Annotated in this window: 21 protein-coding genes; all 21 read right to left on the bottom strand. The window is 44.9% G+C overall.

Going from position 1 to position 24,557, the window contains the following annotated elements:
• Positions 1-55: 55 nt before the first annotated feature.
• A complete protein-coding gene (gene ugd, locus AC6EMZ_RS08435) occupies positions 56-1,222 on the bottom strand; it encodes a UDP-glucose 6-dehydrogenase (RefSeq protein ID WP_498401999.1) in 1,167 nt (388 codons plus the stop codon).
• A 229-nt stretch (positions 1,223-1,451) separates the two neighbouring features.
• Positions 1,452-2,858: an NADP-dependent phosphogluconate dehydrogenase gene (gene gnd / locus AC6EMZ_RS08430; RefSeq protein WP_498401998.1), complete on the bottom strand. Its 1,407-nt coding sequence runs from the start codon at positions 2,856-2,858 to the stop codon at positions 1,452-1,454.
• A 154-nt stretch (positions 2,859-3,012) separates the two neighbouring features.
• The gene (gene wbaP, locus AC6EMZ_RS08425; protein ID WP_498401997.1) at positions 3,013-4,437 is read right to left on the bottom strand and encodes an undecaprenyl-phosphate galactose phosphotransferase WbaP; all 1,425 of its coding nucleotides are present in this window, start codon (positions 4,435-4,437) and stop codon (positions 3,013-3,015) included.
• Between the two features lie 20 nt (positions 4,438-4,457).
• Positions 4,458-5,387, bottom strand: coding sequence for a glycosyltransferase family 2 protein (locus tag AC6EMZ_RS08420; protein ID WP_498401996.1), 930 nt, complete (start codon positions 5,385-5,387; stop codon positions 4,458-4,460).
• Positions 5,380-6,606 (bottom strand): lipopolysaccharide biosynthesis protein, encoded by a 1,227-nt coding sequence (locus AC6EMZ_RS08415; protein WP_498401995.1) that lies wholly within the window; start codon positions 6,604-6,606, stop codon positions 5,380-5,382. Before AC6EMZ_RS08415 ends, AC6EMZ_RS08420 begins: the two co-directional genes overlap by 8 nt.
• A 2-nt stretch (positions 6,607-6,608) precedes the next feature.
• Positions 6,609-7,721 carry a glycosyltransferase WbsX family protein gene (locus AC6EMZ_RS08410; protein WP_498401994.1) on the bottom strand — a complete coding sequence of 371 codons (1,113 nt, stop codon included), beginning with the start codon at positions 7,719-7,721 and terminating at the stop codon, positions 6,609-6,611.
• Positions 7,666-9,072: a DUF6418 domain-containing protein gene (locus AC6EMZ_RS08405; protein WP_498401993.1), complete on the bottom strand. Its 1,407-nt coding sequence runs from the start codon at positions 9,070-9,072 to the stop codon at positions 7,666-7,668. Before AC6EMZ_RS08405 ends, AC6EMZ_RS08410 begins: the two co-directional genes overlap by 56 nt.
• Positions 9,069-10,232: a hypothetical protein gene (locus AC6EMZ_RS08400; RefSeq protein WP_498401992.1), complete on the bottom strand. Its 1,164-nt coding sequence runs from the start codon at positions 10,230-10,232 to the stop codon at positions 9,069-9,071. The genes AC6EMZ_RS08405 and AC6EMZ_RS08400 overlap by 4 nt, the downstream gene beginning before the upstream one ends.
• Positions 10,233-10,247: 15 nt before the next feature.
• Positions 10,248-11,297: a pseudaminic acid synthase gene (gene pseI / locus AC6EMZ_RS08395; protein ID WP_498401991.1), complete on the bottom strand. Its 1,050-nt coding sequence runs from the start codon at positions 11,295-11,297 to the stop codon at positions 10,248-10,250.
• Positions 11,294-12,829 (bottom strand): UDP-2,4-diacetamido-2,4,6-trideoxy-beta-L-altropyranose hydrolase, encoded by a 1,536-nt coding sequence (gene pseG, locus AC6EMZ_RS08390; protein WP_498401990.1) that lies wholly within the window; start codon positions 12,827-12,829, stop codon positions 11,294-11,296. The genes pseI and pseG overlap by 4 nt, the downstream gene beginning before the upstream one ends.
• Positions 12,807-13,517, bottom strand: coding sequence for a pseudaminic acid cytidylyltransferase (gene pseF / locus AC6EMZ_RS08385; protein WP_498401989.1), 711 nt, complete (start codon positions 13,515-13,517; stop codon positions 12,807-12,809). The genes pseG and pseF overlap by 23 nt, the downstream gene beginning before the upstream one ends.
• Complete coding sequence (gene pseC, locus AC6EMZ_RS08380; protein WP_498401988.1) at positions 13,518-14,669, bottom strand: UDP-4-amino-4,6-dideoxy-N-acetyl-beta-L-altrosamine transaminase; 1,152 nt, start codon at positions 14,667-14,669, stop codon at positions 13,518-13,520.
• Positions 14,669-15,667 (bottom strand): UDP-N-acetylglucosamine 4,6-dehydratase (inverting), encoded by a 999-nt coding sequence (gene pseB, locus AC6EMZ_RS08375; RefSeq protein ID WP_498401987.1) that lies wholly within the window; start codon positions 15,665-15,667, stop codon positions 14,669-14,671. The genes pseC and pseB overlap by 1 nt, the downstream gene beginning before the upstream one ends.
• 45 nt (positions 15,668-15,712) lie before the next feature.
• Entirely contained in the window at positions 15,713-16,261 is a 549-nt protein-coding gene (gene rfbC / locus AC6EMZ_RS08370) for a dTDP-4-dehydrorhamnose 3,5-epimerase (RefSeq protein ID WP_498401986.1), read from the bottom strand.
• Positions 16,262-16,264: 3 nt separating this feature from the next.
• The gene (gene rfbA / locus AC6EMZ_RS08365) at positions 16,265-17,143 is read right to left on the bottom strand and encodes a glucose-1-phosphate thymidylyltransferase RfbA (protein ID WP_498401985.1); all 879 of its coding nucleotides are present in this window, start codon (positions 17,141-17,143) and stop codon (positions 16,265-16,267) included.
• A 51-nt stretch (positions 17,144-17,194) separates the two neighbouring features.
• Complete coding sequence (gene rfbD, locus AC6EMZ_RS08360) at positions 17,195-18,094, bottom strand: dTDP-4-dehydrorhamnose reductase (protein ID WP_498401984.1); 900 nt, start codon at positions 18,092-18,094, stop codon at positions 17,195-17,197.
• Complete coding sequence (gene rfbB, locus AC6EMZ_RS08355) at positions 18,094-19,179, bottom strand: dTDP-glucose 4,6-dehydratase (RefSeq protein WP_498401983.1); 1,086 nt, start codon at positions 19,177-19,179, stop codon at positions 18,094-18,096. The genes rfbD and rfbB overlap by 1 nt, the downstream gene beginning before the upstream one ends.
• 386 nt (positions 19,180-19,565) lie before the next feature.
• A complete protein-coding gene (galF, locus tag AC6EMZ_RS08350; protein ID WP_498401982.1) occupies positions 19,566-20,462 on the bottom strand; it encodes a GalU regulator GalF in 897 nt (298 codons plus the stop codon).
• A gap of 178 nt (positions 20,463-20,640) precedes the next feature.
• Positions 20,641-22,035 carry a colanic acid biosynthesis protein WcaM gene (wcaM, locus tag AC6EMZ_RS08345; protein ID WP_498401981.1) on the bottom strand — a complete coding sequence of 465 codons (1,395 nt, stop codon included), beginning with the start codon at positions 22,033-22,035 and terminating at the stop codon, positions 20,641-20,643.
• 12 nt (positions 22,036-22,047) lie between these two features.
• Positions 22,048-23,268, bottom strand: coding sequence for a colanic acid biosynthesis glycosyltransferase WcaL (gene wcaL, locus AC6EMZ_RS08340; RefSeq protein ID WP_498401980.1), 1,221 nt, complete (start codon positions 23,266-23,268; stop codon positions 22,048-22,050).
• Entirely contained in the window at positions 23,265-24,545 is a 1,281-nt protein-coding gene (wcaK, locus tag AC6EMZ_RS08335; protein ID WP_498401979.1) for a colanic acid biosynthesis pyruvyl transferase WcaK, read from the bottom strand. Before wcaK ends, wcaL begins: the two co-directional genes overlap by 4 nt.
• Positions 24,546-24,557 lie beyond the last annotated feature (12 nt).

The raw sequence follows: 24,557 nt of genomic DNA, 5'->3' as shown, positions 1-24,557 counted from the left end.
AAACAACAATGCCCGGTTTAGGCCGGGCATGTTCGTCATAGGTTGAATGACAGTATCAATCGCTACCAAACAGATCGCGGGTGTAAACCTTGTCCGTCACATCGGCCAGTTCCTCGGCCATACGGTTAGAGATAATCACATCAGCTTCTTTTTTAAATGCATCCAGGTCGCGCACAACGCGTGAGTGGAAGAACTCATCTTCCTTCATCGTAGGTTCGTAAATAATTACCTGCACGCCCTTCGCCTTGATTCGCTTCATAATCCCCTGAATGGATGAGGCGCGGAAGTTATCCGAACCACTCTTCATAATCAGGCGATAGACACCAACGACTTTAGGTTTTCGGGAAAGAATCGAATCCGCGACAAAATCTTTACGGGTACGGTTAGCATCAACAATCGCTGAGATAAGGTTGTTCGGGACCGACTGATAGTTAGCCAACAGCTGCTTCGTATCTTTTGGTAGACAATAGCCACCGTAACCGAACGAAGGATTGTTGTAGTGATTACCGATACGCGGATCGAGACACACCCCTTCAATAATCTGACGACTGTCCAGACCCAGGCTTTCGGCATAGCTGTCCAGCTCGTTGAAGTACGCCACGCGCATGGCAAGATACGTATTAGCAAACAGCTTGATGGCTTCCGCTTCGGTGGAGTCGGTGAATATTACGGCGATATCTTTCTTCACAGCACCCTCCTGCAATAGCGCTGCAAAGCGCTTTGCGCGCTCAGAGCGCTCACCGATCACGATACGTGACGGATGCAGGTTATCGTATAACGCCCGCCCTTCCCGCAAAAACTCGGGGGAGAAGATGACGTTATCAATACCGTATTTCTCCCTGACTGATTGGGTAAAACCAACCGGGACGGTAGATTTGACGATCATCACTGCATTGGGATTAATTTCAATGACATCGCGGATAACTGACTCAACGCTCGAGGTATTGAAATAGTTTGTTTTAGGATCGTAGTCGGTAGGCGTCGCAATGATCACATAGTCCGCATCACGGTAAGCGTCTTGCTTGTCCGTCGTCGCGCGGAAGTTTAGCGGCTTGGTTGCCAGGTATTCTTCAATCTCTTTGTCTACAATTGGGGACTGCTTCTGGTTAAGCATATCCACTTTGGCCTGCACGATGTCCAGCGCAACCACTTCGTGGTTCTGCGCGATGAGGATACCGTTAGAGAGACCGACGTAACCTGTACCGGAAATTGTAATTTTCATTCGCTAATGACTTCTGTGAGTTAACTGTAGAGATGATCATCAGACCATCACGATAATCAATAACTGTTGGGCTTTTTACCTCTTGGCTTGTAGAAGTGTCAAGGAACAGTCGGAAGATTCACCCGCTCCGACCTGATATTCAGACAACTTCGAATAACTATCGTCATTTTTAAGATAAAAAAAACCCGGAGAGCATCTCCGGGTCCTGATTACCTTTGACGGATAAAGATTAATCCAGCCATTCGGTGTGGAACACACCTTCTTTATCGGTACGCTTGTACGTATGCGCACCGAAGTAGTCACGCTGAGCCTGAATCAGGTTAGCAGGCAACACTGCTGCACGGTAGCTATCGTAGTAGGCTACGGCTGCAGAGAAAGTCGGAACCGGAATACCGTTTTGTACGGCATATGCCACAACGTCACGCAGCGCTTGCTGATAGTCGTCAGCAATTTGCTTGAAGTATGGTGCCAGCAGCAGGTTTGCGATGTCTGCATTTTCAGCGTACGCATCGGTGATTTTCTGCAAGAACTGAGCACGGATAATGCAGCCTGCACGGAAAATTTTCGCGATTTCACCGTAGTTCAAATCCCAGTTGTTCTCATCAGACGCGGCACGCAGTTGAGAGAAGCCCTGAGCGTAAGAAACAATCTTGCCCAGATACAGGGCGCGGCGTACTTTCTCGATAAACTCTGCTTTATCGGTAGCGAGTTTTGCCTGAGGGCCAGACAGCACTTTAGAAGCGGCAACACGCTGCTCTTTCAGAGACGAAATGTAACGAGCGAAGACAGACTCGGTGATCAGAGACAGCGGCTCGCCCAAATCCAGAGAGCTCTGGCTGGTCCATTTACCCGTGCCCTTGTTCGCGGCTTCATCCAGAATCACATCAACCAGGTATTTACCTTCTTCGTCTTTCTTGGTGAAGATATCTTTGGTGATGTCAATCAGGTAGCTGTTCAGCTCGCCTTTGTTCCACTCGGTGAACGTTTCTGCCAACTCTTCGTTGGACAGGTTCAGACCGCCTTTCAGCAGAGAATACGCTTCAGCAATCAGCTGCATATCGCCATATTCAATGCCGTTGTGAACCATTTTAACGTAATGACCAGCACCATCTGGACCAATATAGGTCACACACGGTTCGCCATCTTCAGCAATAGCCGCGATTTTAGTCAGAATAGGCGCAACCAGTTCGTAGGCTTCTTTCTGACCACCAGGCATGATGGATGGGCCCTTCAGAGCGCCCTCTTCTCCACCTGAGACGCCGGTACCAATGAAGTTAAAGCCTTCAGCAGACAGATCACGGTTACGACGAATGGTGTCGTGGAAGAAGGTGTTACCACCATCAATGATGATGTCGCCTTTATCCAAATACGGCTTTAGGGAGTCGATGGCAGCATCGGTGCCTGCGCCCGCTTTCACCATTAACAGGATACGACGAGGCGTTTCCAGTGATTCAACAAACTCCTGCACCGTAAAGAACGGAACCAGTTTTTTGCCTGGATTCTCGGCAATCACTTCTTCGGTTTTATCGCGGGAGCGGTTGAACACGGAGACGGTATAACCACGGCTTTCGATGTTCAGCGCCAGGTTGCGCCCCATCACTGCCATACCGACAACGCCGATCTGTTGTTTGGACATTACATACTCCTGTCAGGTGTGAATTCACCTGCCGCTTTGCCGGGCGACAGGGTAAAAGTGAAGAACATGTTAACTCAGGTTTGAGGGCAGAAGGTAGCAATTGATGTCGTCTTTAAGTGGTACTAAACGCATTAATCATTCAGTTTTGGGTGCATTAATATGCACCATCACGATGTAATACCACTTTTACAGTTTTGAACAGAATGGCAATATCGTTCCACAAGGACCAATTTTTGACATACCAGCTATCAAAGTAGACGCGGGTATCATAATCCACATCATTACGACCGCTCACCTGCCATAATCCCGTCATACCGGGTTTAGCCATAAGGTAATAATCGACATTGCTGTCGTAGCGTGCAAGCTCTTCAGAAATAATTGGGCGTGGCCCAACAAGACTCATTTCACCTTTAAAAACATTGAACAGTTGTGGTAACTCATCAAGGCTAGTTTTACGTATGAAACGACCGACAGGCGTAATACGTGGATCATTTTTTAGTTTAAAATCACGATCCCATTCTTCGCGGGCTTGTGGGTCGGAATCAAGGAGTTGTTGTAACACTTCTTGTGAGTTTAAAACCATTGATCGGAATTTATAACATGGAAATAATTTCCCATGACGCCCCACTCGCATATGTCCGTAAATAGCGGGACCACCATCACGCGTGACTTTGTAATATAAATACGCGAGAAGCGGAGAACTCACTAGAATTATCAACGATGAGCATACAATGTCGAAAGAACGTTTTACAAAGCGCGAAGTTCGCTTCGCGAGGTTATTATTAACACGTAAAATCATTACTTCATGGCTAAATAAAAATGCCATGTCTGTACCATAAAGCGGCAATCCGCGGGTGGTCGGGATGACTGAAACATGGCGAAAGCCGTGCATCGAAAACGTTTTAAGCCAATAGTCGCGGATATCTGACTCATCAGATTCAACAGCGATAACAAATTGAACCACTTTATCGTCAAAATGTGAGAGTAACCAAGCCTCATCACTGATAAATGTAATACCTTCCATTTGTTCAGCGTGGCCTGGTGAGCTGCCGAACATATACTCAACGTTAAATCCAAGGCTTTCTTCGCTGCGCAACGCCAGACAAGCATCGACAGCATTTTTACCTGTCCCAATAATGACGGTGGTTTTCTTCCAACACCCGAGCCTGTCAAGAATCTTGCGTGACAGCGCTCGCCCAATGGGCACGATTATCATCGCAATAGTCCACGTCAACACCCACAGATACCGCGAAGATTGCCACTTTGAAAACGCGATAACGGACAATTCAATGATGGCAAAAATAACTAATGTACGAAGCAACTCTTTTAGTTCAAACCAGAACGGCTTTCTGTAGGAGTAATGTCTCAATCGGATCCAAAACCATCCAATACAAATCGCACTCAAAGAGATATGGGTAATGACACGGTCATCAAACTCACCTTGTGGGATAAATCTTGGCAAGTTCCCGGTGAAGAAATCCAATATACCTAATGCGATAAAGAATGGTAATACAATGGTAATAAAATCCACTAAAGCAACAGTGCATTTAGTATAAAAAAAGGTGCGTGACGATGTCATAACTCTGCTCACTTAATCCCCTATTTCCAATATGCTTTATGCATGCTAAATGACCTACGCTGTGCAGGAGATAATTTAGCAAAATTCTTCCCAAGCTTATAACCCACTATTTTCATAGCGTTATTGATGCAAGCTGGGATGAGGTAGAGTGGATTGTGCTTCAGTAAATATTTGAATTCTGAAATAAGAAATTTTTTGCCTTCACCGCCCGCCCCACCAAATTTTTCACTAATCCACGGTTCACAGGAGTGAAAAACACCAATATCAAAATAGCGCTTAAACTCAGCAGAAGGCGTATAGTTATGAGAGTGTTTAACTGCTACTTCAGGACAATAACCTATCGCGTAACCATTTTGAATTGAGCGTGCTGCGTAAAACATATCCTCACAGAGGATGGTATTTTCAGGAAAACCACCAAGCAATGTGAAAATTTCAGCCCTGTATGCTGAAAAAGAGTTCGATAAGAAAACAGCCTTCAAACCCATCGATTTATAGTTCTCAGGTGTGGCTACATATGATGCATTTCTGTAATTGTAATAGCGTGCATGCTGCGCGATAACGTTCGCATTATCATGGGGTTGCTGCTTTCCGTACAATGCAGAAAGAGCTGGGTTTTGCTCAAATTTCGCTTCAATCTGAGCGATTGCCTGCTCTGGTGCTTGTAAAATAGCGTCTTGCGTCAAGAATATTATTAGCTCTGCGCTGTATTTATCAATACAGTAGCGGGCGGCAATATTACGTGTTCCACCATGATTGAATTCCGCTCTTTTAACATCCAAAACTTCAAAACCATACTTTTTTGACGTTATCTTCGTCGAGTCAGTAGACTCCGAATCAATCGTCACAACGAAAACTGAGTCATTTGTCAGGGCTGAAAGCTGCAATGCCGCTTGTTCCCAGATTTCACCACCGTTGCAAGTGGGCACGACGACACAGATATTTTTAGGCATAAAGCTTACTCTTTTTTAAAAGTATAATTTTGTAGATATAAAGGAAGATAACAGCTAATACTTGCCCTACTGCCACACCATATACGCCACAATAGTATGCGCCAATTGGCATTGTTATTGCACCTACGATAGCCGCCAGAATAGAAGAAGATATTATTTTTTTATCTTCATTATGAGCATACAATTCGTAGTGAGGCAAAAGTGCAAAACTATAAATGATGCTACTGAGCATCAATATACCGATGAGTGGGAAGTAATGAATATACTCTGTTTTCCCCATCCATAGAAGTAAAACATAAACCCCCGCTGGGAGAATACAAAACAACCCTAGGCTAAGAATTGAAACAGATTTAATGAATTTTTTCTTATACTCCCTCAAATTCTCAAAGTCATTATCTTTAACCGATCTGACAATTTTAGGGTAAATTTGCATAACAACAGCCGCATCAACAAATGCCAATAAAGCACTTGCGAAACTTGAGTAAAAAGAATATACCCCGACAGCGGCAAGATCAGAAAAGTAATTTAAAGAATACCTATCTATAATATAAAGCGATCGAAGTGCTAAAGTACCTACGAGTAATGGCGCTGCAATCTTTACACCCGACCACATCCAGCCATAATCAATTTTTTGAGGTGTAGCTAAAGCACTGCGTCTCAAACGGAGAATCTCTGGAATAACAAATAATACAGATAAACTTGACCCCACGAACCACAGAGTCAATATGACGTAGACTTCTCGCAATCCGACGTCGAAAAACATGAGCGTAACAGCAACATAAACCCATAAACCAGAACGAATAAATAAGGAAATATTCGCGACAAATGCCTTGTTAAGAACGACAAGAAGACGCATTGACTCCTGAGAAAGATGCTCAGCGACTAAGATCAAATAAAACCAGATAACTACTTTTTCCGGCAAAAAACCAAAATAGAATAAACAGTATATTAGTGGGAAGCTGAAACAATAAAACAATATATAAAAACTAAATTGATTTTTAACGATACCAAACCATTTTGGTTTGTCTACAGAAAGGATTTCTCGTGAAGAAAAAGTATAAAAATCCATTCCGACAAAAAACAGTGCATAGCTGATTGATGCCGCAAACAAAGAATAAGCGCCAAGTTCCTCAACGGTCAGAAACCTGGCAATGAAAATAACTAAAACGAAGCGACTCGCTAACGTGGCGCCTCGTATAAGTAAATTGTATATTTTCACAATTATGCTTTGGAGTTTATAACAGAACGCGTAATTTCGAGGAATGTTTTGCCCATAATTTCATCAGGCTCCAGATGACAGCCCTCAGCCCATTCATTCCATGCATTGATAAAGACAAACTGCTGGTCATCTTCATAAGAACCGGTAGATTTAACGGCATATTCTAACCATTTACGATAGTCCTCCGGATCATTATTCTGAATCACTGTAGGCGTTTTTCTACGTGCGGTATTATCCCAGGATGGAAACACTGCGGGATACTTCACATAGTTTTGCGGCCAATCCTGAGCGATTTTCTCATCGACAAGTTGTTTGTAATCAATCCGATTTACAGCTGAAACGCTCCCTTTCAGAGCCTGATAAACAGATGCAGGAAGAAGTTTTCTGGCGGTATCGACAAGCATCTGAGAAGAGGATTTATGTTCTTTAGGGAAATCGTTCCGATTAGGCTGGAAATCCATTATCGCATCAAATCCGTGAGACAAAATTTCCTCATCCGCCAACTCAACGAAACCATTTTTTACAGCAACTAAGTGGAGTTCCGGCACACCATAATCTGCGGCATATTTTCTAATAGATTCAATATAATTTTTAGCTTGAGGAATATTATCGACTCGGTAGATTAAGAAGACAGGTTTACCATTGACGCATATGTGGCGGGGATCCGTGAAGTACGGAGCCAGATACTGCATATGTGATGCCAAATCTTCATCAGTGTAATCCTGCTTAATCAGAACTTCTCGATCCATTCCATCCCAGGCGCGAGTCCAGTTTTCATTTGCCCAACATAGGCAGAATGGAAAATCTGGACTGCCAGAAGTCAGCATGTCCTCGACAGGTTGTTCTAATAACAATTCACCGTTAAACCAGTAATGGTAGTAACAAAAACCATGAATACCATACTCTTTTGCCATCTCGGCTTGTTTATTTCTTGTTTCTGCAAGACGTAGATCGTAATACCCTAAATCTGCTGGCAGTTGAGGTTGATTGTGACCTGAAAAACGAGGTTTTGCCTTAACAACATTACGCCACTCAGTGAAACCCTCCCCCCACCATTCGTTATTTCGTTTTACTGGGTGGAATTGAGGTAAATACATGGCTACTAATTTGTGCATTTTTCAACCTTAGTTCAGAAAAAAATAACAACAATAAGAAATAAACAAAAAACTTTACGTCAATAACATTATAAATATTACCCATGTTAAATGCATGCGTTTCAATCAACAAAACTTTTGCCGAAAGAAATAATGAAATAACATTTGGATATTCAATCGATTTTTTGACTAGGAAAAGTGTAACACCAACTAATACGGCGAAAAGTAAATTAAACAGAAATCCGCTAAAGTAGCCTACCGATGAAATCAAGATTGCCGGATAACCCATTGTAAATGTAATACCGCGCTCACAATAAGAATCTACAAGACTCGAAGGCGCAATCTGGTACATAAGTGAGTATAAGCCACCACTCATTCTACAATTATCACTATAGGAGTAAAGATAAGACAGTCCGTTTCCTGTGGGTGCACTGCTATCAATTGCCCACCATACTTCTCCTTGCAAATTGAGAACGCGGCTTTCAATGAATGAAAAAATACTACCTGGCAATTGATGAATATATTTATACTGATAATATATCAATCCATATAGAAGCAAGGACATAACAACTACAAACATGATAGTTTTAGCATTGACAATATTGATTTTTTTATATAATACTAAAGACCCAAACATGCCGATAAAGAAATATAACAGCGTAAGAAAGACACCTGTAAATTTCTCACCATAGAGCACATTAAAGAGACAAAAAAGAATGACAATGCCGATATAACTTATTGGTTTACCGGTGCGATTTAGTTTAATTTTAGTGATATAAACGCCGAGTATAAATGATAATAAGTATCCTTGATACAACAAATTACGAATACCTGGATAAGGATGCCCCACCCAGTAATCAAAACGTTGTACTCCTTTTAATAAAGGACTGCCCCATAAAAATGCATTTAGCAAAAGTATAGCAAATATAACGCCTGAAAAAAGAACAAGAAGTTGCTTCTCTAATCGAGAGTAATCACCTTTAAGAGTTAAGAAAAATCTATTGACCCGATATTTTTCGATGACATTAAAAGCTAGCATTGCAACCATGAAAAAGGAGAGCATAAAGAATACTAAACGCGTAACTCCCCCGGTAGCATATGACATAACCTGAAGCTCCTCAATATAAGCACCTGTTTCAAGTGAAAAATTTGAAACTATTGCTGTAAAATGAGGAAATATAAAAGGCATCAACAAAAAGAAAAAATACTGCTTATGTTTGTATAAATAGACACAAAACATAAAAAATAATATTAGGCTTACGCCCCCACAAAATACATACATGTCAGAACTGACTGCAACGGTCATTACTGTCAATAAAGACAAAACCAATAGCATTATTGGGTACAGTTGGATACTAAAGGTTGGTTTCACACTCCCACCATTGCAATTTTTTTGATTTGAGTAACAAGGTTATCAAACTCGGGCATCTCAAGCTCAAAGGGAGGCATTTTGAGAACATCCTGCGCTAGTTTTTCTAAATCATCACTTTGAATTGAATAGGAGTAACCAAGATTCTCAAAGTTGTCACAGGCAAATTGTTGATCATAGATTTGTACTGCAACTTTACCTGCCATAGTTACTTCCAATAATGCAGTGGAGGTGAATGAAAAGAAAACATCATAACCAGCGATTGCTTCATTCATATTTCCTTTAAATAAATTACCCATCTCTTGTAAATAAGGAGCATCAGTTTCCCAAGGATGTGGTTTAAAGGCATATACTATTTTTTCAGATTCAAATTGAGCTGAAAGAATACCAAGGACTTTTAGGTATTTTTCTTTATAATCATCACCATATTTGAACCATGGTTGCCCAAGGAAGAGGACTTTTATAGCACTTTCATTGGTTTGAGAAACATTTGCTTTAACAATTGGTTCATAAAAGCCACCAATGATGACTTTATCTTCACTTATTCCAAGCCCAGTAATAACTAATTTCTGGTTTTTGTCGTAGCAAATAAAATAGTCACACTTCCATCCGTCAATAGTTTTAGCGTCAGTTTTCGACTGAAAAAGACCATGTTGGATACAAACGGTTTTAATATTTGCATCTGATGCTATATTACAAAATGTGCGCTGCATTGGTAACGAGTCATTCTCGACTACAAGTATTGCCTGTGCATCTGAAGCGACCAAGCGCTTGAGATAATTACTTTTATTCAGGGATGCTCTAAATAACTTATTTTTTACGCTCGTAGTAAAACCTTGACTTAAAACTCTCCAAAAATATCCATTGGGGATATAACTAATATTATTCTTAAGACAATAGATTAACTGTCGCGGCCCACCAATTATGCAAATTTCTTGTTTTGGCAAAGAAGCAATCAAATGAGAAAATCGATTACCTAAAAAGAAGTATCTTTTATTTTTTTCTGGCCTAAGCCAGAAAAAAATCACTGCAGTAAGCAAGTCATAGAAAGGAACTATCCATTGCGCATTTTTTTTATAAAGATGTGCAATATTACTTTTGAATTTACTGTCCTTCAAATTCCTTTGCTGTACATATTCATATACATCGTCCACATTTAACATAGTATACCTGTTGGACTAATCAAGGAATTCAAATTTCAATGGTTCGCCATATTTGATATCGCATTTTGCAGTTTTGCCGATAAAAAGATCAAAGTTCTTAGGCGCAACACCATAGCCAGGTCTTATGCTTTTAATATTGTCCATGGTGAAAAGCTCACCTTTCTTAATATCTTTAACAACATATAAAGAGCGACGGAATTTTGCGTTTCCTTTTTCACTTTCTTTACGTTCATAGTTAACAGCACCCAAGGCTTTCCACGCTGTTTTCGCATCGCGGCACAATGCCCTTAACTCATCAGGCTCTAATGAGAAACTGTCGTCTGGTCCACCACCATTACGGTCCAATGTAACGTGTTTTTCAATAACGTTTGCACCAAGCACAACAGAAGCCACAGCCGTAGTATTATCAATAGTATGGTCGGACAGCCCAGTAATAACGCCAAAGCGTTCTGCCATATCAGGTATCGTTGCCAGGTTATAATCTTCCGCTGGCGCAGGATAGCCACTTACGCAATGCAAGACGACGAGCTCTTTGCAGCCGCCTTCACGGGCAGCATCTATAGCTTCCTGAATTTCTTGTTTATCAGCCATACCAGTAGAGATAATCATTGGTTTGCCCGTTTTGGCAACATATCGAATCAACGGCAGATCGATCGCTTCAAAAGATGCAATTTTGTAGGCCGGAGCATTTAACTCTTCAAGTAAATCAACGGCGCTAAAATCAAATGGGCTACTAAAAATCGTAATACCAAGCTCTTTTGCTTTGTCAAAAAGAGGTTTGTGCCATTCCCACGGCATCTGAGCACCTTTGTACAGGTTAAACAGAGTCTGGCCATCCCACAGACCACCATGGATTTGAAAATCCTCCGTGTCACAATCAATAGTAATCGTATCCGCACGATACGTTTGTAACTTAATCGCATCCGCTCCTGCGGCTTTGGCCTCTTCCATAATCTTAAATGCGCGGTTGATATCGCCATTATGGTTGGCCGAAAGTTCAGCAATGATATAAGGAGGATGATCTTTACCAATCTTACGACCATCAATAGTTATAAATTCATTCATTTCTTTTTCTCACTAATATATTCACTGGAAGAAACTTTGGCAAAACCATTTCGTCCAAATAGCTGATGGGAAGCGTGATTTTCGGGTAATACCGTAGCTAAGATATTCACATCATCGTTAAGCATTAACGCACGTTTAATTGCTGCACTTGCAATACCTTTACCGTGACAGTCTACTGTCAGGAAGATAGAAATTTCGACATCTGCATTCGGATGTTCAACAGGCTCTAATCTCAGCACTCCGCAAGAGGCATCATGCTCTATGATATAAAAACTGACTCTGTCATCGTCTAGTTTACGTTGCATCCAGGAAGTATGTTGCTGGTAGGAAGGTACATCTGGATTACGTGCATACCGTCGCGTTTCCGGCTCACATTGGAGCAGGTAAACAAAATCAATATCCTCCGCTGTAGCCTGACGAAGAGTGATATTCACACCATCTTTTGCGGGTACTAACATTATTTCTTGTACCACTCTGAACAGTCCCTGACCATCGCAAATATCCATAGCAAGAAGGCGTTGATCATGATAATAAGTCATGAGTTTTTTTAAGGACGTAATTAAATCATTTTCATTAAAACTATCTGCACTCAAAACAATTGCACCGACTTCGGATAAATTTTTGGCTATAGTTTTTTGATTATCCGCAATTGCAATATTTACAGCTGGCAGCGCCATTACGCAACGCTCCCATGTCGTCCCCCCCATGGCACCGATAGCAAAATCATGCTCAAGCATTAATTCCGCCATGTTTGTCACGTTTGTTAGAACATCCACTTTATATTTTGATTTACTCGCCTGGCTACGTATGGCTGCATCGTGTGGACAAGCACTGCCTAATATAATTGTGATTTTTTCAACTTGGTTAAAAATGCCTACTTCCAGGTATTCAAGAACTTGGCCCGCTACGTTGAAGGCATCAACGCCCCCCATTGTCACCATTAGCGTTTTTGGCTCTAATATCGCTTCCTTACGAATCCGAGATTGTTTTCTTAACGAAGAAAATTTTGGGTCTAGCAGAGCATACTTAGTACCGGCCAGTATCACTGCATTATTCGTATTAAGGCCATGATAGTCGTAGGGATCTCGCCGAAATGTTTGATCAATCAACAGATCGCAAAAATGAGGACGATTACAGAGATCGTCGATAGCTATTAGTCGAGTTGTAGGAAAATGATTTTTAACAATCCTTTCCCACTCGTGATCTAAAGAATAGTGATCGACAATTACGATATCAGGGTTAGTGTAATGTCGTTTTAACAGAGTAATAAATTCTTCTGCATCTTCACTCTGACTCCCATTTAACCAAGATTTTTCATCTCGAATATAGTCATCAGATTGATTTGAAGTCGAAGTAACGATTACCTGGAATTCTGATTGCTCAATTTTATCGATGACGTTGCCATGATGTTCTTTCGATACAAAACAACATTTGGCACCCGACTTCCGTAAGGCCTTCGCCAGATTTAGACATCGAATAATATGGCCGGAACCAATCGATAGAGACGAATCAACCCGCAGAATGACTTTCATTTTTTAACTCCATGGCTTTATAAAGCCATTCAGCTACTCGCCAGTCCTCGGGAGTGTCTATATCCTGGACGCGTTCACGCGGCAACTCTATTGAAAATGATTCGGCGCTAAATATAGGCTTCTCTTGCATCCAGGCATCTGCCGTTCCCCAATAAAACTGGCCAGCATCATGCCATGACTCCTCAAGATCCTGAGATCGAACATGGAACATATCAGGATAAAACATGCTGATATGCTGCTCATGGCTGACTTTTAGCGCACGTTGTATCGGATAAGGGAATCTTGTCACTGAAAATGCATAATCACCTTTACGTTCACGCAACGTTTCCAACCCACGTACGATATCTTCAGAACGGATGAATGGAGCAGTGGCGTAAATGCAGCAGACATTTTCAGCTGGGACACCGTTATCGATTAACCATTCTGTGGCATGTCGAATCACAGGAATTGTTCCAGCATAATCATTCGATAGCTCTTCCGGGCGCATAAAAGGCACATCTGCACCATTTTGACGTGCTACCGCAGCTATCTCTTCATCATCTGTTGAGACAATGATTCGGTCAAAGACGCCGCTCTGCTGAGCGGCTTCAATAGACCAGGCAATCATCGGTTTCCCGCAAAATGATTTGATATTTTTGCGCGGTATCCGCTTACTTCCACCACGCGCAGGAATGATTGCCACATTCATTTAGAAAAACTCCCGAATGCATTTAATGACGTAATCCTGCTCTTCATCAGAAAGTGTGGAATACATCGGAATACTAATGGCTCGAGAGTAATAGTCCTCGGCTAATGGATAGTCACCGGCCTTATGCCCCAGTTGCTCGTAATACGGCTGGGTATGAACCGGAATATAGTGAACGTTAACACCAATGCCTTTATCGCGCAGGTAGTCAAAAAGAGGTTTGCGCTGAGCAGGATCGTTGACCGTCAAAGGGTAGAGATGGAAGGCGCTATAGCCACTCACCGCTTGTTCCGGTGTGGAAACCGGAATGCCATCGAACGCATTATCATAACGCTCAGCAAGTTCATGACGACGAGTAACAAAACCATCAATGCGTTTTAACTGGCTAACACCCAGTGCAGCCTGCAGTTCGGTCATACGATAGTTCAAACCGAGATCGACCTGCTGGTAGTACCATCCACCTTCAGAGGCTTTACTCATTTTATCGCTGTCGCGAGTAATGCCATGGCTGCGGAAAAGCTGCATCTTTCCAGCCAGTGAATCACTGTTAGTGAGTGCCATGCCGCCTTCAGCAGTGGTGATAATTTTAACCGGGTGGAAACTCAAAATAGTTACATCGGCAAAACGAGAATTACCGATTTTATCACCCTGATAGCTGCCACCAATTGCATGTGATGCATCTTCAATAATGGCAAAACCATACTCTTTGGACAGCTTATGGATTGCTTCCATCTCGCAGGACTGTCCCGCAAATGCAACAGGAACAACCACTTTAGGCAGGATGCCTTGAGCTTTTGCCGCAATCAGCTTCGCTTCAAGTGCACTCACACTCATGTTAAACGTCTGCGGATCGATATCAACGAAACTCACGTTCGCATCGCAATACAATGCGCAGTTGGCAGAAGCCACAAATGTGTTCGGCGACGTCCACAGCCAGTCGCCTTTCTTCATCCCCAACGCCATGCAAGCAATATGCAATGCAGAGGTCGCACTGTTCACCGCTACAGCATGTTTGACACCAACATACTCTGCAATAACTTGTTCAAATTGCGGAACGCACGGGCCCTGAGTTAAGAAATCAGACTTCAGTACGTCCACAACGGCACTGATATCTTCATCAGAGATATCTTGCCGTCCATAGGGGATAAATTTCATCAGATGTTGCCCACTTTTTCACGGTTATCTTCGATCCACTGGCTTAGCTCTTCAATGCTCATCCACTCTGCATTGCTGTCGCTTTCGTACACGAAGCCTTCTGGAACGCGCTTGCCATCTTTGATGCGCTCTGGAGAATCACACCAGTTATGAATTGCAGGCAAGATTTTAAAGTGTTCTGGATATTCGTAAGTGTAATGAGCATCTTCAGCACTGATCATCTGCTCATGCAGTTTCTCACCAGGGCGGATACCAATGACTTTCTGAGCGGCATCTGGTGCAACAGCAGTCGCAACATCAGTCACTTTCATTGAAGGGATTTTTTTGACATAGATTTCACCGCCAATCATGTCTTCAAACGCATGCCATACCAGTTCAACGCCCTGCTCTAGGGTGATCATGAAACGCGTCATGCGATCGTCGGTAATCGGCAACTCACCTTTGTCTTTGATAGACAGGAAGAAAGGAATCACAGATCCGCGTGAACCCATAACGTTACCGTAGCGCACTACGGAAAAACGGGTCTTCGTTGCACCAGAATAGGAGTTACCAGCAACAAAAAGCTTGTCGGAAGCCAGCTTAGTTGCGCCATAAAGGTTGGCAGGACTGCTTGCTTTATCGGTAGACAGCGCAACAACACGTTCAATGCCTTTATCAATACAGGCATCAATCACGTTCATTGCGCCATTGATGTTTGTTTTTACACATTCGAAAGGATTGTACTCTGCTGTAGGAACAATTTTGGTTGCCGCAGCATGCACAACAAAATCAACACCATCTAACGCGCGATATAAACGGTCTTTATCACGAACATCACCGATGAAGAAACGGATACGGCTTTCATCTTTGAAGTGCTTTGCCATTTCCCACTGTTTCATTTCATCACGAGAATAAATGATGATCTTCTTCGGATTATATTTTTCCAAAGTCATGCGGACAAATTTGTTACCGAAAGAGCCCGTGCCGCCAGTTACCAGAATTACTTTATCATTAAACATAATATTCTACTCTATTAAACAAGTTAGACGAATTGTCCGCAAAATTTAGTCAAAATACTGAACATCATTCCAGAGAGGCTGTATTTTATCCTTCTCTGACAGAGAGTAATTCCCTTCTAATGGCCATGGAATCCCAATAGTAGGATCATCCCATTTTACTCCGCGATCGAATTCAGGTGCATAGTAGTTCGTCGTTTTATAGAGAAACTCTGCTGTCTCACTTAAAACAAGGAAACCGTGCGCAAATCCTTCAGGAATCCATAACTGACGTTTATTTTCAGCTGAAAGATGAACGCCAACCCACTGACCGAATGTTGATGATGACTTTCTGATATCAACTGCAACATCATATACTTCGCCAGAAACACAGCGAACGAGCTTACCCTGGGCATAGGGTTCAAGTTGATAATGCAGGCCGCGTAAGACCCCTTTACATGATTTTGAGTGGTTGTCTTGCACAAATTCAACATGACGACCTACAGCTTCATCGAAAATTTTCTGGCTGAAACTTTCCAGGAAAAAACCACGGTCGTCACCGAAAACCTTCGGTTCAAAAATTAATACTTCCGGAATATTTGTCTCAACGACGTTCATTACTCAGTAACCTTTTATCATTTTTAGCAGATACTGACCGTATGCATTCTTTTTAAGCGGCTCAGCTAATTTTTTGACCTGCTCAGCATCAATGAAACCTTTGCGATACGCGATTTCTTCCGGACAGGAAACTTTCAATCCCTGACGTTCTTCGATCGTCGCAATGAAATTACTGGCCTCAATGAGGCTCTGGTGAGTGCCGGTATCAAGCCAGGCATAACCTCGTCCCATCATTGCTACTGACAAACGCCCCTGCTCCAGGTAGAGGCGGTTGATATCAGTAATTTCTAGCTCGCCACGGGCCGACGGTTTTAAATTTTTCGCCATATCGACAACATCGTTATCGTAGAAATAAAGGCCCGTAACCGCATAGTTGCTCTTTGGTTCGAGAGGTTTTTCTTCAAGACTGATTGCAGTGCCATTCTTATCAAACTCAACAACGCCGTAGCGTTCTGGATCGTTAACGTGGTAAGCGAAGACGGTAGCACCCTCACCTTTCGTTAACGCTGCTTCAAGTTGTTTTGGAAGGTCGTGACCATAGAAAATGTTATCACCCAGCACCAACGCACAGTTATCGTTACCAATAAATTCCTCACCAATGATAAATGCCTGAGCAAGTCCATCTGGGTTTGGCTGTACTTTGTACTGAAGATTAAGGCCCCATTGACTCCCATCACCGAGCAACTGCTCAAAGCGAGGAGTATCTTGCGGTGTACTAATGATAAGGATGTCTTTGATACCCGCTAACATCAACGTTGAGAGTGGATAATAAATCATCGGTTTATCATAAATAGGCAATAATTGTTTGCTCACTGCCATCGTAACCGGATATAGACGAGTCCCAGAACCGCCTGCCAGAATTATTCCTTTACGCGTTGTCATTATTTTTCTCTTTTAATACAAAATGCCCGTATCCGGGCATTTGTTTAATGATTAAATTGCTTGAGCTGAAAATAGCTCGGCGAGCATCCGTTTAACGCCAGTGTGCCAGGCAGGCAGAACCAGATCAAAGTTACGCTGGAACTTTTCTGTATTCAGACGCGAATTCTGCGGACGACGGGCAGGCGTTGGGTATGCGGTAGTTGGAACAGCATTCAACTTCTCGATAGCTAGTTCAATACCCGCTTTTCTGGCTTCTTCAAAAACTAAAGCCGCGTACTCGTGCCAGGTTGTCGTCTCAGATGCAACTAAGTGATAAAGACCGGCCACTTCAGGCTTATTGAGCGCAACGCGGATGGCATGAGCCGTACAATCAGCAAGCAGTTCAGCACCTGTTGGCGCACCAACTTGATCGTCAATGACAGACAGTTCTGTGCGATCTTTTGCAAGACGCAGCATTGTTTTCGCAAAGTTATTCCCTTTCCCAGCGTAAACCCAGCTAGTACGGAAAATAAGATGTTTGGGGCAATGTGCTTGTAATGCTAACTCACCGTCAAGTTTGGTCTGACCGTATACATTTAGCGGTGCCGTTACGTCTGTTTCCTGCCATGGCGTCTCACCATCACCGGGGAATACGTAATCGGTCGAGTAATGGACTACCCAAGCACCAATCTTCGCGGCTTCTTTTGCAATCGCTTCAACACTGGTAGCATTCAACAGTTGTGCAAATTCTTGCTCAGATTCAGCTTTATCAACGGCAGTGTGTGCGGCTGCGTTAACAATTACATCCGGTTTTATGCTACGGACCGTCTCAGCAATACCCTCAGGATTGCTAAAATCGCCGCAATACTCCCTGGAATGCACATCAAGGGCAATCACGTTACCTAAAGGGGCTAAGGCACGTTGAAGCTCCCAACCAACCTGCCCCGTTTTACCAAACAGCAGAATATTCATTATTGACGTTCTCCGTAATTCTGCTCCATCCATGTTTTATACGCACCACTTTTGACGTTATTAACCCAGTCATGGTTGGTTAAATACCATTCTACCGTTTTACGAATCCCTGATTCAAAAGTCTCTTCAGGCTTCCATCCCAGTTCAGCGGCAATTTTATGTGCATCAATGGCATAACGACGATCGTGGCCTGGACGGTCGGTCACATAGGTTATCTGATCGCGGTAAGAGCCTTCTTTTGGAACGATTTCATCCAGCAGGTCGCAGATCGTATGGACCACATCCAGATTTTGCTTCTCATTATGACCACCAATATTGTAGGTCTCACCCGGCTTGCCATGAGTTACAACGGTGTAAAGCGCGCGGGCATGATCTTCTACATATAGCCAGTCACGGATTTGGTCGCCCTTACCGTAAATTGGCAAGTTTTTACCATCCAAAGCATTGAGAATAACCAGAGGGATCAGCTTTTCAGGAAAATGATACGGACCATAGTTATTTGAGCAGTTAGTGACAATGGTGGGGAATCCATAGGTGCGCAACCATGCGCGGACCAAATGATCGCTGGACGCTTTAGAGGCAGAGTAAGGGCTGCTTGGTGCGTAGGCAGTCGTCTCAGTGAACAGCGGCAACTCGCCAGAAGTATTATGTTCATCTGGGTGCGGCAGATCACCATACACTTCATCTGTTGAAATGTGGTGGAAACGAAACGCCGCTTTAGCCGCATCATTAAGAGTCGACCAATATGCACGAGCTGCTTCAAGCAATACATAAGTGCCGACAATATTGGTTTCAATGAAGGCTGCTGGACCAGTAATCGAACGGTCAACGTGGCTTTCAGCTGCAAGATGCATTACCGCATCGGGTCTGTGTGCGGCAAAAATACGCTCCATTGCAGTTTTGTCACAGATATCGGCCTGTTCAAAGACGTAACGATCGCTTTCGCTCACATCCGCAAGGGATTCAAGATTGCCGGCATAAGTCAACATATCCACATTGACCACGTGATCTTTGGTATTTTTAATAATATGCCGTACAACCGCAGATCCGATAAAACCGGCACCGCCAGTGACAAGAATTTTCACGTTAACTATTCCGTTGATTGAGTATATCGGGATATTGATGTACTGAATTCAAGCCAAAATATGAACTGAATCAGAAAATATGCACGCTACCGCCCCTGGCTTAACAGCTACCAGTGCACTGAACGTCTTATAGAGGTGTCATTATCTACGGTCAAATCCAGAAAGACGTTGTCTCTGGACTCCCGTAAAACAGCTGTTAATTGTCATCCTAATTGGCCTCAGAAACAAGCAGAAATATCAGTTATAAGGCGCAAAAAGAACACATCTAACACTTTGTTATATAAGATTTTTTATATAAAAAAAAGCAACTACCATTCTTGAACAATGAAATCTGCTCAGAGTGCTAGCTGCCACTTTATCTTCACGAAATTAAACTGACCGAGCTATCAGCTGTTAGCCAGCAACTTCTGGATGCTTTCCCTGAACTTCTGCCCTTCCTTCAGGTTACGCAGCCCATACTGCACGAAGGCCTGCATATAACCCATTTTCTTACCACAATCGTAGCTGTCGCCCGTCATCAACACGGCATCAACAGACTGTTTCTTCGCCAGTTGCGCGATGGCATCGGTCAGCTGTACGCGACCCCATGCACCTGGCTCAGTGTTTTCCAGCTCAGCCCAAATATCCGCATTCAGAACATAACGCCCCACCGCCATCAGGTCGGAATCCAACGTCTGTGGCTGATCCGGTTTTTCGATAAACTCAACGATACGGCTAACCTGACCTTCGGAATCCAGTGGCTCTTTAGTCTGGATAACAGAGTACTCAGACAGATCGCCCTTCATGCGTTTTGCCAGCACCTGGCTACGGCCGGTTTCATTGAAACGCGCGACCATAGATGCCAGGTTGTAGCGCAGCGGATCGGCAGAAGCGTTGTCCAGAATGATATCTGGCAGCACAACGACAAATGGATTATCACCCACTATCGGGCGAGCACACAGGATGGAATGTCCGAGACCCAGCGGCTGAGCCTGGCGAACGTTCATAATGGTCACCCCTGGTGGGCAGATTGACTGCACTTCGGCCAGAAGCTGACGCTTAACGCGCTGCTCAAGCAACGCTTCGAGTTCGTAAGAGGTGTCGAAGTGGTTCTCTACCGCATTCTTGGACGAATGGGTAACCAGAACGATTTCTTTGATCCCTGCAGCAACAATCTCGTCAACGATGTACTGAATCATTGGCTTGTCAACGATCGGCAGCATCTCTTTAGGAATCGCTTTTGTGGCTGGGAGCATGTGCATGCCCAAACCTGCTACCGGAATGACTGCTTTCAAATTAATCATTATAACTTCCACCTTAAAATGGTTGCCGAATTATAGCTCTTAAACCTAATTTCGCTAGCATGATTTGATTCAATATTGGATTGATACTACGCTTTCAGCCCACAAATTACAGTAGTTGCAATCCGAATCACGCACAGTTTTATTCCAGGAATCGTCGCAAAATCTGAGAGACGATAATTTATCGATGTGGCAGTTTAAAATTCAACCGCTCCACATTCACCACCTGCTGATCCACCCTGTCGATATCCACGGAGCTCTGCCCTTTTTCGTTAACCGCGTGAATGTTTGCCAGTGACAGCAGCGTTTCGTCTTTAGCCATAAACTTGCCGCGAACGTCCTTACGCAAATCGAAATTCATCTTCAGCGCAGGTCCAACTGTTGATTCCTGCATCACGTTGATGTTGCGCAAGAAAAGGTGCTGCGGCTTGTTATGCAGCTCAAGCGTGGCGCGTTTCATCTCCAGGTTGGTGATGGCAACGAACGAGGTGGCATTCCCTGATGAGATCTGAATACCTCGCAGCTTATAAGCAAGCTGGCTATTATCTAGCCGGATATCGTTGAGTTTAAAGTTCTGCGGAATGGACAGGTAATCGCCTTTGATGACGCCGTAACCAATTAACATTCCGGCACTATCTTTCATATCGATATTATCAATAACGAAATTATCACAGCCATAAATAGCCACAGTTGCATTGTCAATCCCCGCCTTTTTACTGAAGTCTGGGGTGATATTCGTGGCTTTTACATTACGGATAATAAAGTGTTTACCGTTTTCGACATGAACTAGCTGGCGACAGTTGCTGCCGGTGATATTCGCCACCACGAAGTTCTTAACGGTTTGTTTCTCGGGGTAGTCATTATCGTAAGTGCTTCCCGCAAGGCCGATACCGATGCCCCAGTTGATCTTGCCGTTAGTACAATTGATGTTGTCGATGACGTGGTCGGAAATCAGAATATTGCGGTCATTGATCGCCACGTTCCACTCGATGGCATCACCCTGCAAATGGCTAAAGCGGCTGTTGGTAATGCGTGCGCCGTCTACCTGGTTATGAAACCCCTGACGCAGGATCGCGTAGTTAGCCTGAGTGACGGTCAGATTGTCGATCAGCAGGTTACGCATCACCCGCGGTTTTTTACCGCCGATGTAGATCTGCGTGACCGGCCCAAAGCCGCTCATGGCCAGCCCCTGAATAACACAGTCGGAGCCACGCACGTCCAGCGTGATGTTCTCCGTGCGCCCTTTTCCTTCGCCGATCACTTTACTGCCTTCTTGCAGGACAAAGCGCCCGCGCCCGTTGCCCGTCAGCGCGCCGCGAATAAGCAACGTTTTACCGTCCGGGATGAAAATACCCGTATTGATGTTCTCGCAGGTTAATCCTGCGGGGACGACCACGGTGTCACTCTCCGCGAAGGCCTGCTTAAAGGAGGCAATCCAGTCTTTACTGTTGTACTGGCTGATATCGACCTTACCGCCCGTTGCGGCCGCTCGCGCCACGCGAGAGCCCAGGATCGGCGTTGCGGCCAGTAACGTGCAGGATGTCACAAAGGTACGTCGGGTCATTTTTTTCAGCATACTACCTCGGCTTTATAGCGTTTGTAACAGGCTCGCTAACTGACGATTAATGACCTGCTGATTAAAATCGGCTTCCACTTTTTGTCGCGCATTGCGCAGAACCGGCATCAGTTCCTGCTGGTCAATATCACTGAAGGCGGCCAGACGATCGGCCAACGCGAGCGCGTTATTTTCAGGCACCAGCCAGCCAGAATGACCCGGTTCGATAAGCTCGGGGATGCCGCTGTGAACGGTCGACACGACGGGGATCCCAACCGCCATGGCCTCCATCAGCGCAACGGGAATACCTTCCATGTCGCCATCTGCCCCCGTCACTGAGGGCAACAAAAACACATCCGCATCGTCAAGCATGGCTTTGACTTCATGGCTGGGCTTAAAGCCCGGCATCTCAACGTAGCCTTCAAGTTGGTATTGTTCGATGAGCGTGCGCAGGCGACGCTCCCACGGGCCAATGCCCAGGATACGATAGTGAAAATCCACCCCGCGCGCTTTGAGTTGACGACACGCTTCAATGGCGACGTGCAGCCCTTTTTTCTCGGTCAGGCGCGCCACAGAGATGATTTGCAGCGGCTTGCCCGGCACCTTCACCGGCCGTTGGGTAAAGCGCTCCATGTCTACACCCATGCGCGAGACGGCAATCTTCTCACTCGGACAGCCCATGGTTTTCAGCCGGCCTGCCCACAGTTCGCTGATGGGCAGCATCATGTCACCGCGGCGGAATAGCTGCTGATATTCAGGCGTATAGTGGTTAAGAACTTCCCGGCTGGAGATATCAATCCCGTGAAATATCGTGGCAATTTTGCCCTCAATCACACCCAGCTCGCGCAACTTCGCCGCCGTTACGCCCGCCGGGCCGAAGTGAGCGATAAACACGTCGGCGCGATACGGCTGGGCGGTTTGCCCGCAAATCGAGGAGAGGATCAGGTTGCGGGATTCAGAACCATAGCGAGAAATATTCAGCGCTTTCCACGTCGAGGCGCGCAGTGCCCCTTTCAGCGTACGGGTCGCACGGTAGCGCAGCTTGGCCAGTCGCCCTTGCGGCTCGTGCTGTAGCCAGCGGGTTTTTGCCTCCAGCCCATACTGTGCCCACGCGGCATGGGTGTTTTGCGTGTCACCCTTTTGCAGGGCGACAATCTCCACGTCATAGCCCATATCGATAAACGCTGTAATTTGGTTCAGCACAAACGTTTCTGACGAGAGCGGGAATTTCAGCAAGAAGAAACCTACCTTCATTTGCCCTCCCCGATGCGTTCGAGGACGGATTTGACCATTGCAATACCGTTTTCGCGCTCGGCTTTTACCGCTATCGCCAGCCGTGCGTTGATGGCAGGTAATTGACCTAAAGTGTCGCCCACCATCGCGCCCAGCGATCCGTCCAGCAGGTGACGAATATCCACCGCCATTTCCGGCATGCCCAACTGCTGCATAATCCCCGCTGATTTGTGCTCATAGTTGATGGCAATCGCCGGAGTGCCGAAGTTCATCGAGATAATGGCGGAGTGCAGACGAGTGCCCACGGTCAACTCACAGGCGGAAAGCAACTTGCCCATTTCCAGATCGTTCAGTTCGTCCATCACCACGTGATACCGGGAAGGATCGTTCACCAGTTTGCCGAGATTCAGCGCCACCATACGGTCGTCTTTGTTGTAACTGTCGATACCGGTACAGGTAGAAAGCGCCAGCACCTGATAACCGCTATCCAGCACGCGGTTCACCACCTCGGCAAAGGCTTTCTCATACGCCGCTTGGGTCGTTCCCAAACGTTTATCAAACGGTGCCAGCTCGCGCAGGGTAATGGCCACCGTTTTCTGTTTTGCCGCCACGTTCAGCCAGTGCTGCACCGCGTAACTCGCCTCAAAATTCTCAACCTGATGATCCACCAGCCAGGCGGTATCCACGCCATGCTCCACCTTTGAGGTATCGATATCGCTGCGCTTCATCAGGTCCAGACTCACCGATTCGCGCAGGATCAGCGCATCGCAGTGACCAAAAACGTAGTTTGCCAGTTGGTTAAACTGGGGATCCTGGAACGGCCCCACGCTATGACCAATCATGAACAGCGGCTTTTTCGCCATAAAGGTACACAGCGCATGTTCAAACTGCGGCACACCGTACAGATCGACAAAGAACGAGCCGCCAACCTGGATAATGGCGTCGTATCCTGACAGCAAGCGGACAAAATCGGTAAAGCCCTGTGCGATAGCGATATTGCGCAGCTTGCCGGTGTCGGTCACGCGCGAGAGCAGCACCTGATGTTGATAGCGGCGGCGCAGCACTTTCTTCACGCGGCCCATCACGCCCGCTGCGTTGTTGTGCTGCTTCATCTGACTGTAAAGCGGATCGCCCATGACGGGACGATTGAGTAACCACGATGAGCTCACCGGATAGCGGCTCATCACGTCAACTTCTATCTCAGGGTCAAGGGTGTTAATGGCATCCAGTAAACCGCGCAGAATGGCGCTATCGCCACGGTTGCCGCAGGTATGGTTGCCAAGAATAAGTAATTTCATAATGGCCTCTTA

The organism is Enterobacter sp. SCRI0065 (assembly GCF_059766475.1).
This window is presented reverse-complemented; position numbering and strand designations above follow the sequence as displayed.